Annotated in this window: 16 protein-coding genes; 8 read left to right on the plus strand and 8 right to left on the minus strand. The window is 74.6% G+C overall.

Annotated elements, in window-relative coordinates:
* Positions 1 to 17: 17 nt before the first annotated feature.
* From ESG85_RS32250 to ESG85_RS32260, 3 genes are all read right to left on the minus strand, one after another.
* A complete protein-coding gene (locus ESG85_RS32250) occupies positions 18 to 473 on the minus strand; it encodes a peroxiredoxin (protein ID WP_128984721.1) in 456 nt (151 codons plus the stop codon).
* A gap of 34 nt (positions 474 to 507) precedes the next feature.
* Positions 508 to 1,425, minus strand: coding sequence for a LysR family transcriptional regulator (locus ESG85_RS32255; RefSeq protein ID WP_246095485.1), 918 nt, complete (start codon positions 1,423 to 1,425; stop codon positions 508 to 510).
* A 228-nt stretch (positions 1,426 to 1,653) separates the two neighbouring features.
* The gene (locus tag ESG85_RS32260; RefSeq protein WP_128984723.1) at positions 1,654 to 2,232 is read right to left on the minus strand and encodes a PadR family transcriptional regulator; all 579 of its coding nucleotides are present in this window, start codon (positions 2,230 to 2,232) and stop codon (positions 1,654 to 1,656) included.
* An 84-nt stretch (positions 2,233 to 2,316) separates the two neighbouring features.
* On the opposite strand from ESG85_RS32260, the gene ESG85_RS32265 reads away from it, so the two are divergent.
* From ESG85_RS32265 to ESG85_RS32280, 4 genes are all read left to right on the plus strand, one after another.
* Complete coding sequence (locus ESG85_RS32265; protein WP_246095486.1) at positions 2,317 to 2,928, plus strand: TetR/AcrR family transcriptional regulator; 612 nt, start codon at positions 2,317 to 2,319, stop codon at positions 2,926 to 2,928.
* Between the two features lie 112 nt (positions 2,929 to 3,040).
* Entirely contained in the window at positions 3,041 to 3,571 is a 531-nt protein-coding gene (locus tag ESG85_RS32270) for an SRPBCC family protein (protein ID WP_219825235.1), read from the plus strand.
* Between the two features lie 145 nt (positions 3,572 to 3,716).
* The gene (locus ESG85_RS32275) at positions 3,717 to 5,084 is read left to right on the plus strand and encodes a L,D-transpeptidase (protein ID WP_246095488.1); all 1,368 of its coding nucleotides are present in this window, start codon (positions 3,717 to 3,719) and stop codon (positions 5,082 to 5,084) included.
* 83 nt (positions 5,085 to 5,167) lie between these two features.
* A complete protein-coding gene (locus tag ESG85_RS32280; protein ID WP_128984725.1) occupies positions 5,168 to 5,500 on the plus strand; it encodes a CU044_2847 family protein in 333 nt (110 codons plus the stop codon).
* Between the two features lie 105 nt (positions 5,501 to 5,605).
* Here the strand turns inward: ESG85_RS32280 and ESG85_RS32285 are convergent, their stop codons facing one another.
* Complete coding sequence (locus tag ESG85_RS32285; protein ID WP_128984726.1) at positions 5,606 to 5,938, minus strand: cupin domain-containing protein; 333 nt, start codon at positions 5,936 to 5,938, stop codon at positions 5,606 to 5,608.
* A 230-nt stretch (positions 5,939 to 6,168) separates the two neighbouring features.
* On the opposite strand from ESG85_RS32285, the gene ESG85_RS32290 reads away from it, so the two are divergent.
* Entirely contained in the window at positions 6,169 to 7,077 is a 909-nt protein-coding gene (locus ESG85_RS32290; protein WP_128984727.1) for a DMT family transporter, read from the plus strand.
* 299 nt (positions 7,078 to 7,376) lie between these two features.
* Here the strand turns inward: ESG85_RS32290 and ESG85_RS32300 are convergent, their stop codons facing one another.
* The 3 genes from ESG85_RS32300 to ESG85_RS32310 all read right to left on the minus strand — a co-directional run bounded on the left by ESG85_RS32300 (position 7,377) and on the right by ESG85_RS32310 (position 10,426).
* Entirely contained in the window at positions 7,377 to 9,050 is a 1,674-nt protein-coding gene (locus tag ESG85_RS32300) for an acyl-CoA dehydrogenase family protein (RefSeq protein ID WP_128984728.1), read from the minus strand.
* Positions 9,034 to 9,651, minus strand: a complete 618-nt coding sequence (locus ESG85_RS32305) for a TetR/AcrR family transcriptional regulator (RefSeq protein WP_128984729.1) — start codon at positions 9,649 to 9,651, stop codon at positions 9,034 to 9,036. The genes ESG85_RS32300 and ESG85_RS32305 overlap by 17 nt, the downstream gene beginning before the upstream one ends.
* A gap of 187 nt (positions 9,652 to 9,838) precedes the next feature.
* The gene (locus ESG85_RS32310; protein WP_128984730.1) at positions 9,839 to 10,426 is read right to left on the minus strand and encodes a TMEM165/GDT1 family protein; all 588 of its coding nucleotides are present in this window, start codon (positions 10,424 to 10,426) and stop codon (positions 9,839 to 9,841) included.
* A gap of 518 nt (positions 10,427 to 10,944) precedes the next feature.
* On the opposite strand from ESG85_RS32310, the gene ESG85_RS32315 reads away from it, so the two are divergent.
* The 3 genes from ESG85_RS32315 to ESG85_RS32325 are packed head-to-tail and all read left to right on the plus strand — an operon-like array spanning position 10,945 to position 14,402.
* Positions 10,945 to 11,502, plus strand: coding sequence for a TetR/AcrR family transcriptional regulator (locus tag ESG85_RS32315; protein WP_181019179.1), 558 nt, complete (start codon positions 10,945 to 10,947; stop codon positions 11,500 to 11,502).
* Positions 11,499 to 13,217, plus strand: coding sequence for an MFS transporter (locus ESG85_RS32320; protein ID WP_128984732.1), 1,719 nt, complete (start codon positions 11,499 to 11,501; stop codon positions 13,215 to 13,217). Before ESG85_RS32315 ends, ESG85_RS32320 begins: the two co-directional genes overlap by 4 nt.
* Positions 13,218 to 13,256: 39 nt before the next feature.
* Positions 13,257 to 14,402: a PP2C family protein-serine/threonine phosphatase gene (locus ESG85_RS32325; protein ID WP_128984733.1), complete on the plus strand. Its 1,146-nt coding sequence runs from the start codon at positions 13,257 to 13,259 to the stop codon at positions 14,400 to 14,402.
* A gap of 39 nt (positions 14,403 to 14,441) precedes the next feature.
* On the opposite strand, the gene ESG85_RS32330 is transcribed toward ESG85_RS32325, so the two are convergent.
* On the minus strand, positions 14,442 to 15,026 hold the full coding sequence (locus tag ESG85_RS32330) for a nucleosidase (RefSeq protein WP_128984734.1): 585 nt from the start codon (positions 15,024 to 15,026) through the stop codon (positions 14,442 to 14,444).
* Between the last annotated feature and the right edge of the window lie 34 nt (positions 15,027 to 15,060).

Raw genomic sequence — 15,060 nt, forward strand, 5'->3', positions numbered from 1 at the left:
CGGGCGTACGGGAATCTTCAGGCCCCGCGCGTACGGAGCGCCGCGAGTGCCTTGTCCGCGTGCGCGCTCATCCGCAGCTCGCTGCGCACCACCTCCAGGACCCGGCGGTCCTGGTCGATGACGTAGGTGACCCGCTTGGTCGGCGCCAGCGAGAAGCCGCGCTTCACGCCGAATCGGTCCCGTATCTCGCCCGATGCGTCGGACAGCAGCGGATAGCCGAGCGAGTGGCGGTCGGCGAACTCCTGCTGGCGCGCGACCCCGTCCGTGCTGATGCCGACCGGCAGCGCGCCGGCCGCCCGGAACTCGCCCGCGAGGTCCCGGAAATGGCAGGCCTCGGCGGTACAGCCGGGGGTGAGCGCCGCCGGGTAGAAGAAGAGGACGACGGGACCGTCCTCCAGCAGCCCGGAGAGGGAACGGGGCTGCCCCGTTTCATCCGGAAGGGTGAAGTCCTCGACGATGTCACCGACGTTCATGCGACCGGACGTTACCCCACGGTAGGGGTGCCCGTCACCAGTCCCGCGCGGCCCTCAGGAGCCGGTCCCGCACGAGCGCCACATGGGGGTTGTCCGGCGTGCCCGGCCGCTGGACCAGAAACGACGTGTTGATCGGCGGGTCCTCGGGATCGAGCAGGGCGGTCAGCCGCCCCGCGGCGAGTTCCGCACGGCACAGATAGCGCGGCAGCACCCCGAAACCGGCTCCCGCCGTCACGGCCGCGAGCACACCCCGCAGATCCGGCACCGTCACGGCCGCCTCGCCGGTGAGGCGGCGCCCGAAGACATGCCGCCAGTAGCGCCGGGCGATGGGCAGGTCCGCCGCGTACATCACCATCGGGACCCCGTGCAGGGCGGTCGGGCCGTCCGCCGCGACCGCGCCGGGACCGATCCGCCGTGCCCAGGCGGGCGAGGCGACCAGGACGAACTCCTCGTCGACGAGAGGCGCCGAGGCCAGCGCCCGGCCGCGCGGCCGACGCGTCGCCACCACCAGGTCGTGATGCCCGGAACGGAGCCCGTCGAGCAGCTCGTCGGTGAGCCCGGGCGTGACCTGCAGCCGGACCCCCTCGCCCGCCAGCGGGGCCAGCGCGGGAAGGGCGCAGACCGACAGGAACTCGGCGGGCCCCGCGAGGTGGACCGGCCGCGGCGCCGGCGGGGCGCCGTCGGGTCCGCGGTCCGCGACGGCGGCGAGAGCGTCGATCGGGTCCGCCACCTGGGCGGCGAGATCGTCCGCGTACGGCGTCGGCACCACACCGCGCGGCCCGCGCTCGAACAGCTCGCGGTCGAGGCGCCGTTCGAGCGACCGGATCTGGGTGGTGACCGTCGGCTGCGACAGACTCAGGAGCCGCGCCCCGGCCGTGAACGAACCCGTGCGGTGCACGGCCAGGAAAGTGCGGAGCAGGGAGAGATCGAGCGGACCGCGCGGCTGTGCCACCGGATCGGCGTCCGGCCGCGGTGCCGGACTGTCCGGGGACGGATCGGGGGACGGGCGCGAGCGCGGGCCCGAGGGCGGATCCGAGGACGGGTACCGACGCGGATCCGAGGGCGAACCCGCGGCCGGGCCGCCGGGGCCGCCGCGCCCCCGCCCCGGCACGGCCACCTCACCCGATCCATGCCGCTTCCTGTCGCTCACGGACGTCAGCATAGGCAGGCCGGCGGGGCGTCACGCCGTCCGGCCGGCCGTCCGCCGGGCCTCGCGTCCGGCGAGGACCGCGAGCGCCCGCTCACCCCACCGGACGTTCTCCTGCTCGAAGGCCATCCCGCGCAGCAGGGTCAGGAACGGCCCGACCCGGTCCGCCTCGCGGAGGTACGTCTCCTCGTCCCGCCCGTCGAGCATCCGCTCGCGGAGCCGCTCGTAGCGCGCCAGCTTCCCGCGCGCCGCCTCCATCCGCTCCCGTACGTGCGCGCGTACCGCAGCCGTGTCTCCCGCGTCGCAGGCCTGGACCTGGACCAGCAGTTCGTCGCGGACCGCGGTCGGCTTGGGCGGGTGCGCGGTGTACGCGACGAGGTCCGCGAGACCGGTCTCGGTCAGGGTGAACATGCGCTTGTTGGGACGGCGTTCCTGCTGGACCACCCGGGCCGCGATGAGTCCGGCCTCGGAGAGCCGTTCGAGTTCCCGGTAGAGCTGCTGCGGCGTGGCCGCCCAGAAGTTGGCCACGGACACGTCGAAGAGCTTGGCCAGGTCGTACCCCGACGCCTCACCCTCCAGGAGAGCCGCCAGGACCGCGTGCTTGAGAGACATCCGGACAAACTAGCAGTCCGTTGAATAGGGTCCTCCACACCTATTCACCGGGGAAAGACCTGGTGAGGGGCGGTTCCAGGCGGCGTGCCGCAGGATCGCGCGCACCGGGGCCCGCCCGCCGTCCCCGGGTTCCGCGCCCGTCGCCGCGTGCCGGTGCGCGGCGTGGCGGGTGCCAGGGCCGCGCGCAGCAACCGGGCGCGCCGCACCCTGCTCACCGAGGCCGCGCTCGGCGTCCTCGCCGACGCCGGGATGCGCGGCCTCACCCACCGGGCGGTCGCCGCCGGGCTGCCGGCGGGCACCACCTCCGCGTACGTTCGCACCCGGTCCGCCCTGCTCGGCGCACTGGTGCGACGGCTCGTCGAGCTCGACCGGGCCGAACCGACGGCGGCCGCCGAACGTGCCCCCGTACTCCGGACGGCCGACGACCTCGTCGAGGGGCTCGCCGCGCTCGTCGCCGCCCGGACCCGGGGGGACGGGCGGCGACGCTCGCCCGCCCGCTGCGCCTGTGCCCTGGAGAGCGTGCGAGACCCCGGACCGCGCGACATCCTGGTGCCGAGGGAGAACCCGGGGCGTGAAGCGGTACGGGCCTTCCTCGCCGCGCGGGGCGCCGCGGACCCCGAGGCCCGGACGCTGAGCCTGCTCGCCTGCGTGGACGGACTGGTCCTGGACCGCGTGGTCGCCGGAGAGGAGGCGTGAGCGGGGGGACCGAGGCGATCGAGGGGCTCGTGGCGGCGGCCCTGCGGTCCTGAGCATGACCGCGGCAGCCCGCACGGCCCGTCGATCCGACGTCAGCAATGGAGCAGCTCCGATGGACACCAGTGACAGCAGTGGCACCGGCGGCGGCCGTCGCGGGAGCGACAGCACGGCGTTCGTGTACACCACGTACATCCGCACCACGCCCGACGAGCTGTGGAAGGCCCTGACCGACCCCGGCCTCACCTGCCGCTACTGGGGCGTGGCCTTCGAGACCGACTGGGCCGCCGGCTCGCCCATGGTCTGGGAGGAGGGCGGCCGCACCACCTCCGACCCCGAGCAGGTGGTGCTCGCCGCCGAGCCCGGCCGGGTGCTCTCGTACACCTGGCACACCTTCACACCCGAATGGGCGCAGGCCGTCGGCATCGACGACGAGGTCCTCGCCCGGCTCGTGGACGAAGGGCGATCCAAGGTCACGTACACCATCGAACCCGCCGGTGACATGGTGAGACTGTCGGTCGTCCATGACGACCTGAAGCCCGGCGGCACGATCAGGAGCCTGGTGGGCGAGGGCTGGCCGGCGATCGTCGCCAGCCTCAAGTCGCTCCTGGAGACGGGCGAGGAGCTGCCCGAGGTGCCGCGCTGAACCCGGGCGTTGATGCATTCGAGTCGTCTCGCGCCCCTCTCGCACGCCACACTCCGTCGGTTGATCATATTTTCGCGCCCTGATCCGCTTTGATGCACCGGACAGACCAGGCCGGCGCCGGCGCGGGAAGGGGTGGACGTCCGACGTGTCGTCACGCGGAAGCAGCATCAGGAGCGGCAAGGGGCGGATCGCGCTGGCCACCGCCGTCGGAGCCGTGCTCGCGCTCCAGGCGGTCCAGCCGGCGGCCGTGGGCGCGTCCGCCGACGGCCTTACCGACGGCCCTCCCGACGGACCCGTGCAGCTCGCCGTCACCAGCTGCCCCACCACCGGCGCGCTGTGCACCACGCCCCGGCGCAACGTCGACCTCGACGGCCGGAGCCTCGCCGTCGACGACCGGGCCGCCGGCCCCCTCGACCTCGCCCTGCGCACGCCCGGCCGGTTCGCCGACGTCCACGTCACCGACCACGAGGGCCGTCGCGTCGCCGGCCGGGTGAGTCCCGACGGCCGCCGCTGGACCGGCGCCGCACCGCTCCCCGCCGACGGCCGCTACACCGTCCGCCTGCTCGTCGAACGCGCCGACGGCGGACGGCGCCGGCTCCGGCACGCCCGGCTCGCCCTGAGCACTCCGGCCGCGCCCGAGGGCGAGCGGCTCACCGCCGCGTTCGGACCCGGAGCCGGCACGTACGGCGTCGGCCAGCCGCTCACCGCCGAACTCAGCCATCCCGTGCCCGCCACCGACCCCGGGGCCCGCCGTGCCGTCGAACGCGCCCTGCACGTCGGCTCCGAGCCGTACGTCGAAGGGTCCTGGCACTGGGTCGGACCCACCACCCTCCACTACCGGCCGCGCGACTACTGGCCCGCCCGCGCCACCGTCCGCGTCCGCAGCGCGCTCGACGGCGTCCGGATCACCGACCGCCTCTACGGCGGGCCGTCCCCCTCCCTCACCCTCACCACCGGCGACCGGATCGAAGCCGTCACCGACGTCGCCGCGCACACCATGACCGTGCTCCGCGACGGCGAGGTCGTCCGCACCCTCCCCGTCACCACCGGCAAGGCCGGCTACCGCACCCGAAGCGGCGTCAAGGTCGTCCTCGGCAAGGAGGCCACGGTCCGCATGCGCGGCGACTCCATCGGCATCGCCCGCGGCAGCAAGGACTTCTTCGACCTGAAGGTCCGCTGGGCCACCCGGGTCACCTGGAGCGGCGAGTACCTGCACGCCGCGCCCTGGTCGCTGGACGCCCAGGGCAGCGAGAACGTCAGCCACGGCTGCACCGGCATGAGCACCGAGGACGCCGCCTGGCTGTTCCGCACCCTCCGCGAAGGCGACGTCGTCCGTGTCGTCAACGGGTACGGCGAGCGCATGACGCCCTTCGACAACGGCTACGGCGACTGGAACCTGAGCTGGCCCGCATGGCTCCGCGGCAGCGCCTTCGGCCCCGGCGCACCCACGTCCCGGGCCGCGGGCGCCGCCGGGGCCGCACCCGACGGCAGCACGCTCCGGCCCGCCCTCTGACCGCGTGCCGAGGAGTCACACACCAGGAGTCACACACCGAGCAACCGCGCACACCGGGGAACCACGATGACCGAGGAGTCACGATGACCGAGATCACCAGGGTCGAACTCGCAGACGGCGTGCTCTACGTGGAGGCGGAACGCCTCTCCGCCGGATCCGCCGGCGGACCGGAGGAGGAAGGACTGGAGGGCATCGGCGGCCGGCTGCCCGACCTGTCCGGCGTCACCACCGCCCTGTCCTCCTTCGCGGGACAGCTCGGCGACGCCCTCCACCGGGCCGCGCCCGACCGGGCCACCGTCGAGTTCGGCTGCCAGCTCGGCCTGGACAGCGGCAAGCTCACCGCACTCGTCGTCCAGGGCTCCGCGAGCGCCTGCCTCCGCGTCACCCTGGAGTGGGACCGGGCGCGCGGCGCCTGAGGCCACGCCACGGCACGCTGCCGATGGTCTTGACGACGCCGCGCCGGAGCACCGCACGGCCCCACGCACCGAAGACCCGACCGAGCCCTCGCCGGACGACCGCCGTCAGTCGTTGACGGCCGTCAGCAGCACGACGGCGTCCTCGAGGGCCGTGAGACCGTGACGCTCCTTCGGGATCATCTGGAGCTGGCCGGTCGACAGTTCCTGCGCCCGCCCCGAGGCCGTCAGCTCCACCCGGCCGCGCAGGACCTGGAGGCTGGCCGCCGGCGGAGCGTTGTGCTCGTCGAGCGACATGCCCGCGATCAGGGCGATCACGCTCTGCCGCAGCACCCCGTCGTGCACCACGATATGGGCGCTGCGCCCGTGGGCGTCGGTGCGGGCCTTCGCCAGGTGCTCGTCGACGAGGGCGCCGAGGTCGTGGGGTGCGGGCTCCTGCATCGTGTCTCCCTGCGGGTGCGCGGACGGATACCCCCAGCCTTGCGCGCGCCGGGCGTCACGCAACTCGGGACCGCCCGGGTCCCGGTCCCGGGAGACGCGCCCGCTCCCGCCGTCCGGTGGGAGTCCGAACCCAGGAGCACCGGCCCGGTGCGCCCGCCACCAGGGCGTTCGCCGCGACGGCGACGCGTGTCCCGGCAGGTCCGCGGAGGCGGCGCGGCTACGGTGAGGCGGTGCAGCGCGCCGAAGACCGGCTGACGCTCGCCGCCTTCGTCTCCGCAGCGCTGTTCGCGGGCGGCAACGCGGTCGGTGTCCGCTTCAGCAACCGCGAACTCGACCCCCTCTGGGGCGCCGCCCTCCGCTTCGGTGCCGCCTCCCTCGTCCTGCTCGCCGTCATGGCCGCGTGCCGGATGTCCTTCCCGCGCGGCCGGGCCCTCGCGGGTGCCGTCCTCTTCGGCATCCTCAACTTCGGGGTCCCCTTCGCCCTCGCCTACTACGCGCTCGTCCGCATCCACGCCGGATTCGGCCAGACGATCCTCTCCCTGACCCCACTCGCCACCCTCCTGCTCGCCATCGCCCAGGGCCTCGAACGCTTCCGGCTCGCCGCCGCGGTCGGCACCGTCCTGGCCACCGCGGGCGTGGCGGTCGTCTCCCGCACGCCGCTCAGCGAGTCGGTGCCGGTGCTCTCCTTCCTCGCGGTCCTCGGCGCCATGCTCTCCTTCGCGGAGGCCACGGTCCTCGTCCGCCGGCTCCCGAGGGTCCACCCCGTCACCATGAACGCCGTCGGCATGACCGCCGCGTCCGTCCTGCTCTTCGCCGGCTCCGCCGCGGTCGGCGACACCTGGCGCCTCCCCGACCGCGCCGCCACCTGGTGGGCCCTGGCCTACATGGTGATCGCCGGTTCCGTCCTCACCTTCGTGCTCTTCCTGTTCGTCGTGCAGCGCTGGGACGCGTCCCGTGCCGCGTACGTCTTCGTGGTCATCCCCGTGGTCACCATCGTCGTGTCGGCCTGGCTCGACGACGAACCCCTCACGGCCTCCCTGCTCCTCGGCACACCGCTGATCCTCGCGGGCGTGTACGTGGGCGCCCTCCGGCACCGGCCGGGACGGACCAGCGAGAAGTCCGGTCCCTTGGACGAGTGACGGGGCGGCGGGATCCGTCGCCCGGTCTCGTCGAGGGTCGCGTCCTGGACGCCGAGCATCACGTACAGACCGCCGAAGCGGTTCAGGAACTCCGACACGTCGTCGTACCCGTGCGACCCGCCGGTCTCGACGACCCGGTCCGCGCCGGCCACCCGCCGCAGTGTCGGCAGCCCCGCCTCCACCCACGCCGCGGAGTTGTGCACCGGCGGCACCGGCTGGTGGCACGACGGGGCCGCCCACGCCGGGCGAACGGTCTCAGCACGGGGACGGCGGCTGCGTCGCTGACGACTTCTCTTCGGCTACGACGACGGCGACGGCGATGACGCCCCGGCCGTCACCGGCGCGCCGCGCTCGATGATCGACGCCGTGTCCACGCCCGCGGGCAGGGTGCCGAACGCGATGCCCCAGTCGCCGTCCAGACGGGAGGCGCAGAAGGCGTCGGCCACCGCCGGGTGTCCGTGACGCACGAGCAGGGATCCCTGCAGGACCAGGGCGAGGTGCTCGACGAGCCGGCGGGCCCGGTACTGGAGGGCCGTCGGGTCGTCCAGGCCGGCGAGGTCCTTGCGCAGCCGTGTCACCGCCGCGTCCAGTCGGCGGTCCGCACCCGCCGCACGGTCCACCTCGGCGAAGAAGGCCTCCACGGCGGCGGGCTGCTTCGCCATCGCGCGCAGCACGTCCAGCGCGGCCACGTTGCCCGAGCCCTCCCAGATGGACGGGAGCGGCGACTCCCGGTAGAGCCGGGGCATTCCCGAGTCCTCGACGTAGCCGTTGCCGCCCAGGCACTCCAGGGCCTCGGCCGCGTGGGCGGGAGCCCGCTTGCACACCCAGTACTTGGTGACGGCGAGGCCCAGGCGGCGCAGCTGGTCCTCCTCGGCGTCACCGGCCGCGGCCCGGTCCACCGCGCCCGCCAGGCGCATCGCGGCGACCGTCGCGGCCTCCGCCTCGACGGCCAGGTCGGCGAGGACGTTGGCCATCAGAGGCTGCTCGACGAGCCGGGCGCCGAAGGCGCTGCGGTGGGTCGCGTGGTGCACCGCCTGCACCAGGCCGAGCCGCATCCCGGACGCCGAGCTGATCGCGCAGTCCAGGCGGGTCATGTTCACCATGCGGATGATGGTGGCGACGCCCCGGCCCTCCTCGCCCACGAGCCGGCCGAGGGCGCCCTCGTACTCGATCTCGCTGGAGGCGTTGGACTTGTTGCCCAGCTTGTCCTTCAGCCGCTGGAGCCGGACGGCGTTGCGTGAGCCGTCGGGCAGGACGCGCGGCACCAGGAAGCAGGACAGACCGCCCGGCGCCTGGGCGAGGGTCAGGAAGACGTCCGACATCGGCGCCGAGGTGAACCACTTGTGCCCGGTCAGGGCGTACGTGCCGGGTTCGCCCGTGAGCACGGCGCGGGTCGTGTTGGCCCGGACGTCCGAGCCGCCCTGCTTCTCGGTCATGGACATCCCGGCGATGATCCCGCGCTTCTCCGTCGGGACGCGAAGACCGAAGTCGTACGTGGACGAGGTGAGCAGCGGCTCGTACACGGCGGCCAGTTCCGGCTCGGCCCGCAGCGCCGGCACGGCGGCGTACGTCATCGAGACCGGGCACAGGTGACCGGCGTCGGCCTGCCCCCACACGAACACCTTCGCGGCGCGCGCCACATGGGCGCCCGGCCGCCCGCCCGCCCACGGTGCCGCGTGCAGGCCGTGCCGCACCGCCACGGTCATCAGCTCGTGCCAGTACGGGTGGAACTCGACCTCGTCGATCCGGTGGCCGTACCGGTCGTGGGTGTGCAGCACGGGGGAGTGGCGCTCGGCGAGCCGCCCCCACTCCTGGGCCTCGGCGCCACCGGCCCTCAGCCCGAGCGCGCGGACCTCGTCCTCCGCCCAGCCCGCGCCCTCGCGGCGCAGCGCCTCCATGAGCGCGGGGTCGGCCGAGACGTCGTGGCCGGTGAGCGGTGGTACCTGGTTGGTGACCTCATGCGTGGTCGGCATCGGGAACTCCCAGAGCTCGCAGGGTGAAGGTGACCAGTGCGGGGACGGTGCCGGGCCCGGGGGGCCCGTTCGTCAGCGGGCCGATCAGCGCCTCCGCGCCCGCGCCGACGAGGGCGGATGCGGTCAGGACGGCGTCCTGGGGCGGCAGTTCGCCGTCCCGTACGCCGGCCGCGATCCGTTCGGCGAAGACGTCGCGGAACGCGCGGCGGAAGACCAGCCGTTCGGCGTCGACGGCCGGGTCGACCGGTTCGGCGAGCAGGGCGTAGGCGAGGCGAGGCGACTTGAGGGCGCGGCCGGCGAAGGTCTCGATGACCGCCACGACCCGGTCGGCGGCCGTCCGGTGCGAGCCGAGCGCGGCGGCGTCGGAGACGGCCGCCACCTCGCGGCGTACGACCGTCCGGAACAGCTCGACCGAGAGCTCGGCCTTGCTGGGGAAGTGGCGGTAGACGCTTCCGGTGGCGATTCCCGCCCGCGCGGCGACGGCGGCCATGGTGCAGCCGGCGTAGCCGTGCTCGGCCAGCAGACCGAGGCCCGCCTCGACGACGGCGGTGCGCTGCGCGTCGAGCCGCGCCTGGACGGCGGGCGTGCGTCGGTAGGGCATGGAAGGAGTGAAGCAGTGATTCACACCTTCAGCAAGAGCCCCGGCGCCGCCCGGCCGACGGAGACGGCCCCGCGCCGTGCTTCGAGGATCACGAAGCACGGCGCGATGTCGAGGAGGCGAGGAGGCGAGGAGGCGACGACCGCGGGGGCCGGACGCGGGTGGCCGGCCGCGGGTGGCCGGCCGCGGGTCAGCCGGTGAAGACCTCGACGAGCGACCACACGGCGAGCGCGGCCATGCACACGCCGCCGATCCGCTGCACCGTCTTCAACGGCACCTTCTTCGCGATGAACCGGCCCGCGACCAGGGCGAGCGCCGAGACGGTCATCAGGGCGGCGGCGGAGCCGATCGCGGTCGACCAGGTGCCGTTGGTGGCGGCCAGGTTGGCGGTGGTGATCTGGGTCAGGTCGCCCCACTCGCTGATGAACACGGCCATGAACGCGGTGGAGTAGACGGGCCAGAAGCCGGTCACCGTCCTGCCGCCGGCGTCCTCGCCGTTCTCGTCGTCCCCGCCGCCGCGCAGCAGCATGAAGGCGCCGAAGCCGAACATCAGGGCCGAGACCAGCTTGACGGTCCAGCCGGGCAGCAGGCCGAGGAGGCTGCCGGCACCGACGGCGATGGCCACGTGCACGGCGAAGGCCGTCGCGGTGCCGAACCACACGTACAGCGGACGCATGCGCGTGCCCATGGCCAGCGACGCGAACATCGTCTTGTCGGGAAGCTCGGCGAGGAAGATCAGCCCGAAGGCGGTGACGATCGCCAAGGGGTCGAGATGCATAACCGGGAGGCTCTCTGCTCGGTACCGGGCCCGGGACCGACACGGCGCCTCGGTGGGCGACGGGAGGACCACTCGGCCCGGCATGACGGACCACGCCCACGGAACGCGGACGTGGCGTACTGCCTGGCCGAAGGTCTCGCCCGTCCGCGCGTCGCGCGGACCCGGTCACCGGGAACCCGAGGGCTCCAGTGTGTCGACGACCGGTTCGCGGGGCTACTCCCCTTCGCTGCCGACCAGTGTAGCGGACGGTGCGGGCGATCCTTGTAGACGGTGTCTACCGAGCTGGTCGCAGGTAGTAGACACTGTCTACGAAGATCGGATAGACAGGGTCCATGCCAGCAGAACGACACTCCGAGGAACCCCGGAAACCCGGGAGTTCCCAGCAACCCCGGAGCCCCCGGGCACCCCGCTCCGCAGACACCGCGGGCCGTGAACCCCGGGACGGGACGGACGTCTCCGGCGAGCACCGGCCCCCCGAGGACGGCTCCGCGGCACCCGGGTCCGCACCCGAGGAAGGCCTGCGCGACCGGCTCGTCCGCACCGGCGTCGAACTCGTCGACGCCGAAGGCGTCCAGGCCCTCTCCCTCCGCGAGATCGCCCGCCGCGCCGGGGTGTCCCACGGCGCGCCCCGCCGCCACTTCCCGACCCACCTCGACCTGCTCTCCGCCATCGCCCGCGAGGGCTTCCGCGAACTCGGCGCGCGGGTCGCCACGGTCACCGAGGACGACCCCCGGGCCCGGATCGAGGCCCTGGCCCGCGTCTACCTCGACTTCGCGCACGGCCGCGGCGGGATGTACGAGCTGATGTTCCGCCACGACCTGCTGGAAAGCGGCCGGCTCGGCCTGCGCGACACGAGCCTCCCGCTCTTCGGGCTCCTCGCCGGACTGGTCGCCCGGGTCCGGCCCGGCACCGCCGAACCCGCCGTCGCCGCCGGAGCCCTCTGGGCCAACCTCCACGGCATCGCCCAGCTGCGGCGCTGGGGCAGCCTCCGGCTCGCCACCGGAACGGACGACGTGACGCCGCTCCTCGCCGCGGCGCTCGACGCCCACCTCGGGCCCGGGGAGGGCCGCCGATGACCGGCCGCCTCCGCCGTCGGGCGGCCCTCACGTGCAGCGTCGTCGGCGCCTCCGTCGTCGCCCTCGACGGCACGGTCCTGACCATCGCCCAGCCCGTGCTCCAGCGCGATCTCGGCGCCGACACCGCCCAGGTGCAGTGGACCAGCACGGGATACCTGGTGGCCGTCGCGAGCCTGCTGGTCTTCGCCGGACGGCTCGGCGACCGCTACGGCCACCGGCGGATCTTCGCCGTGGGCTGTGCCGGCTTCGCGCTCGCGTCCGCCGGGATCGCCGCCGCGCCCGGCATCGGCTGGGTCGTCGCCCTGCGCGTGCTCCAGGGCGTGACCGGCGCGCTGCTCCAGCCCGCCACGCTGGGGATGCTGCGCGCCGCCTATCCGCCGGAGCGGCTCGGCATGCCCGTCGCCGTACGCACGAGCGCCATCGGGCTCGCCGCCGCGGCCGGACCGCTGGCGGGCGGCGCGCTGGTCGACGCGTACGGCTGGCGCGCGGTCTTCCTCATCGGCATCGTGCCCACCCTCGCCGTCGCCGTGCTCTGCCTCGCCGTACCGGAACCGCGCCGCACGGCGGGGCCACCGGGGGCGGGGAACCCGCGGAGCGGCCGGGCGGCGGAGCAGCGCGCCGGCGCGCGTCCGGCGCGTGAGGAAACCACGCGTGACCGGCCCGCGGGAGCCCCGTCCCCGAGTGCCCCGTCCCCGAGTGCCCCGTCCCCGAGTGCCCCGTCCCCGAGTGCCCCGTCCCCGAGTGCCCCGTCCCCGAGTGCCCTGTCCCCGGGTGTTCCGTCCCTGCGTGTCCCGCCCGTCCCGCCGTCCGCGTCCGCCCGGTCCGCACGCGCCGCACTGCGCGCGCTCGACCTGCCCGGTGCCGCCCTCCTCGCCCTCGCGCTCGCCGCCCTCGTCCAGGACCTCGCTCACGGTCCTGCCGCCGGAAGCGTGCCCGCCCTCGCCGTCGCCGCGGTCGCCGTCACCGCCTTCGTACGGCACGAGCGGCGCGCCCCTCAGCCGCTGCTGCCGCCGGGGATGCTGCGCCCCGGGCCGGTGGCCGCCGGCCTCGGCGCCCTGCTCGCCGTCTCCGCCGCCCTGTCCGGCACGCTCTTCACGGCCACGTACCTCCTCCAGGACTCCCTCGGGCTCGGCCCGCTGCCGACGGCCCTGCGGATGGTGCCGCTCGCGCTCCTCATGATCGTCGGCGCGCCCCTCAGCGCCGTCCTCGCCAAACGTGTCGGCGCCCGGGCCACCGCCACCGGCGGAGCCCTGCTGCTGAGCCTCGGCGTGCTGCTGCTCGCCCGGCCGGAGGTGACCGGGTCCGGGATCGCGACCGGCTCCGCCGCGGCGCTCATCGGCGCCGGGTTCGGGGCCGTCATGGTCACGGCGACCTCCGTCGTCGTCCACCGCGCTCCCGAGGAGCACGCGGGAGTCGCGGGCGGCCTCCAGCAGACCGCGATGAACACCGGCCCCGTCCTCGGCGTGGCCCTCGCGAGCCTGCTCCTCGCGTCCGGCTCCGCCCTGCCCGCCCTCGCCGCCGTCGCGGCCCTCGCTGTCCCGGCCACACTGGCCCTGCCCCCCGCGGACCGGAAGCACGGGAAGGATCCGGAGGACGGCCCGGACGGGACGGGCCAGGACCTCCGTGCGGGCGCGGACGTCCCCACGGGCCCAGGACGTCCGTACGGGTCGGCCGACACGTCCGTAAGGAGGTCGGACACGCCCGTCGGGCCGTAACGCCAGGCTCCGCCCGGACCCCGAACGTACGATCCTGCAATGCCCTCCGGTGGTCACCGCCTTCCCGCCACGACGGGAGCGCGCACCCAGTTCAACCTCGGTCTCGCGCTGCCCCTGCTGGCCCTCGCCCTGGTCGTCCTCGCCGACCTCATCACCTCGCAGGGGCAGCACTTCGACCGTCTGCTCGTCATCGGACCCGCGCTCGCCGCCATCACCTGGGGCGTGCGCGGCACCCTCGTCATCGGCGTGCTCGCCATGGCGCTGCGGCTGTTCCTCGGCTACGTCCAGCACGACGCCGTCACCGACATCGTCGCCGCCGAACTGGTCCTCGGCGCCGTCATCGCCGCCGCCGTCTGGGTGAGTCAGGTCCGCACCCGCTACGAGCGCGACCTGAGCGAGGTGACCGCCGTCGCCGAGGTCGTCCAGCGGGTCCTGCTGCGCCCGCTGGCACCCCGGCTCGGCCGGGTCGACCTGCACCTGCTGTACGTCTCCGCCGCCGCCAAGGCCCGGATCGGCGGAGACTTCTACGAGGCCGTACGGGTCCCCGGTGCCGTCCGCGTGATGCTCGGCGACGTCCAGGGCAAGGGCCTCGGCGCCGTCGAGACCGCCTCCGTGCTGCTGGGCTCCTACCGCGCCTCCGTGACCGAGGCGCGCGACCTGACCGGCCTCGCCGACCGGCTCGAGGAGGGACTGCAGCAGTACGGGGCCTGGGATCCCGACTCCGACGCCGCGGAACGCTTCGCCACCGTGCTGCTGCTCGAACTGCCCGACGACGAGGACGTCGTGCGCCTTCTCAGCTGCGGGCATCCGGCCCCGCTGCTCCAGCACGGCGACCGGGTGCGGCCGGTCACCTTCGCCGACCCGTCGCTCCCGGTCAACCTCGCGGGTCTGTACGCGTCCCGGCACCGGGTCGAGGAGGTGCCGTTCGGGCCGGGGGACCGGCTGCTGCTCTTCACCGACGGGGTGAGCGAGACCCGCGACCGGGCCGGCGACTTCTACCCGCTGCGGGAACGCCTGAACGGCTGGACGCGGGAACCCGCCGACCGGGTCCTCCCGCTGCTGCACCGCGACCTCACCGGCTACGGAGCGGCGGGGCTCGACGACGACGTGGCCGCGCTGCTCGTCGTCCGACCGCCGGAACCGGCCGTCGCGCCCGCGCCCCACGCTCCCGGCGTCGAAGGCTAGGGGGCGTCACCGGAGCCACGGTCCCCGCCGCCCCGTGTGCTACGCGCGGTACGGCGTGTTGGCCTCGGCCCAGCCGGCCAGGGCCCGCGCGCACGCGGCGACCGATTCGCGCCAGCTGCGGGCCGCGCCCTCGCCCGCCTCGTCGCTCACGTGCTTCACCAGCCGCAGCGGCACCCCGGCATGTGCGGCGGCCGTCGCCAGCGCGTAGCCCTCCATGTCCACCAGTGCCGCCCGCAGCGCGAGCCGCTCGCGCGCCGCCTCGTCGGAGACGAAGGCGTCCCCGGTCGCCAGCACCACCTCACCGCCGTCGGGCAGGGTGATCGGCGCCCCGTAGGTCTCGCCGGTGAGCGTGGCGAGCAGTTCGCCGTCGAGGTCGTGCTGGATGACCGTGCCGACGACATGGGTACCGGTGAAGCCGGGGCGCAGCGCGCCCGCCGTACCGAGGTTGACGACCTCGGAGGGGAGCGGCCCGCGCGCCAGGACCGCGGCGAGCGCCGTCGCCGCGTTGACCTTGCCCATGCCGGTCAGCAGCACCGGCAGGTCGGTGTCCAGGTACTGCGCCTCCTCCTTGACCGCGAGGACGAGCAGGGGACGGCCGGCGGTGATCTCACCGATGAGTTCCATGCGGGCAACGCTACCGCGTGGACCGTGTCCACCT

The organism is Streptomyces roseicoloratus (assembly GCF_004117935.1).
Lineage (GTDB): Bacteria > Actinomycetota > Actinomycetes > Streptomycetales > Streptomycetaceae > Streptomyces > Streptomyces roseicoloratus.

Bases quoted from the DNA above. Each gene is read 5' to 3' on its own strand.
- ESG85_RS32285 (WP_128984726.1), bottom strand. From the start codon at position 5,938: ATGCAGGAGCCCGCACCCCACGACCTCGGCGCCCTCGTCGACGAGCAC.
- ESG85_RS32305 (WP_128984729.1), bottom strand. From the start codon at position 9,651: ATGCCCTACCGACGCACGCCCGCCGTCCAGGCGCGGCTCGACGCGCAG.
- ESG85_RS32300 (WP_128984728.1), bottom strand. From the start codon at position 9,050: ATGCCGACCACGCATGAGGTCACCAACCAGGTACCACCGCTCACCGGC.
- ESG85_RS32250 (WP_128984721.1), bottom strand. From the start codon at position 473: ATGAACGTCGGTGACATCGTCGAGGACTTCACCCTTCCGGATGAAACG.
- ESG85_RS32330 (WP_128984734.1), bottom strand. From the start codon at position 15,026: ATGGAACTCATCGGTGAGATCACCGCCGGCCGTCCCCTGCTCGTCCTC.
- ESG85_RS32270 (WP_219825235.1), top strand. From the start codon at position 3,041: ATGGACACCAGTGACAGCAGTGGCACCGGCGGCGGCCGTCGCGGGAGC.
- ESG85_RS32310 (WP_128984730.1), bottom strand. From the start codon at position 10,426: ATGCATCTCGACCCCTTGGCGATCGTCACCGCCTTCGGGCTGATCTTC.
- ESG85_RS32320 (WP_128984732.1), top strand. From the start codon at position 11,499: ATGACCGGCCGCCTCCGCCGTCGGGCGGCCCTCACGTGCAGCGTCGTC.
- ESG85_RS32325 (WP_128984733.1), top strand. From the start codon at position 13,257: ATGCCCTCCGGTGGTCACCGCCTTCCCGCCACGACGGGAGCGCGCACC.
- ESG85_RS32260 (WP_128984723.1), bottom strand. From the start codon at position 2,232: ATGTCTCTCAAGCACGCGGTCCTGGCGGCTCTCCTGGAGGGTGAGGCG.
- ESG85_RS32280 (WP_128984725.1), top strand. From the start codon at position 5,168: ATGACCGAGATCACCAGGGTCGAACTCGCAGACGGCGTGCTCTACGTG.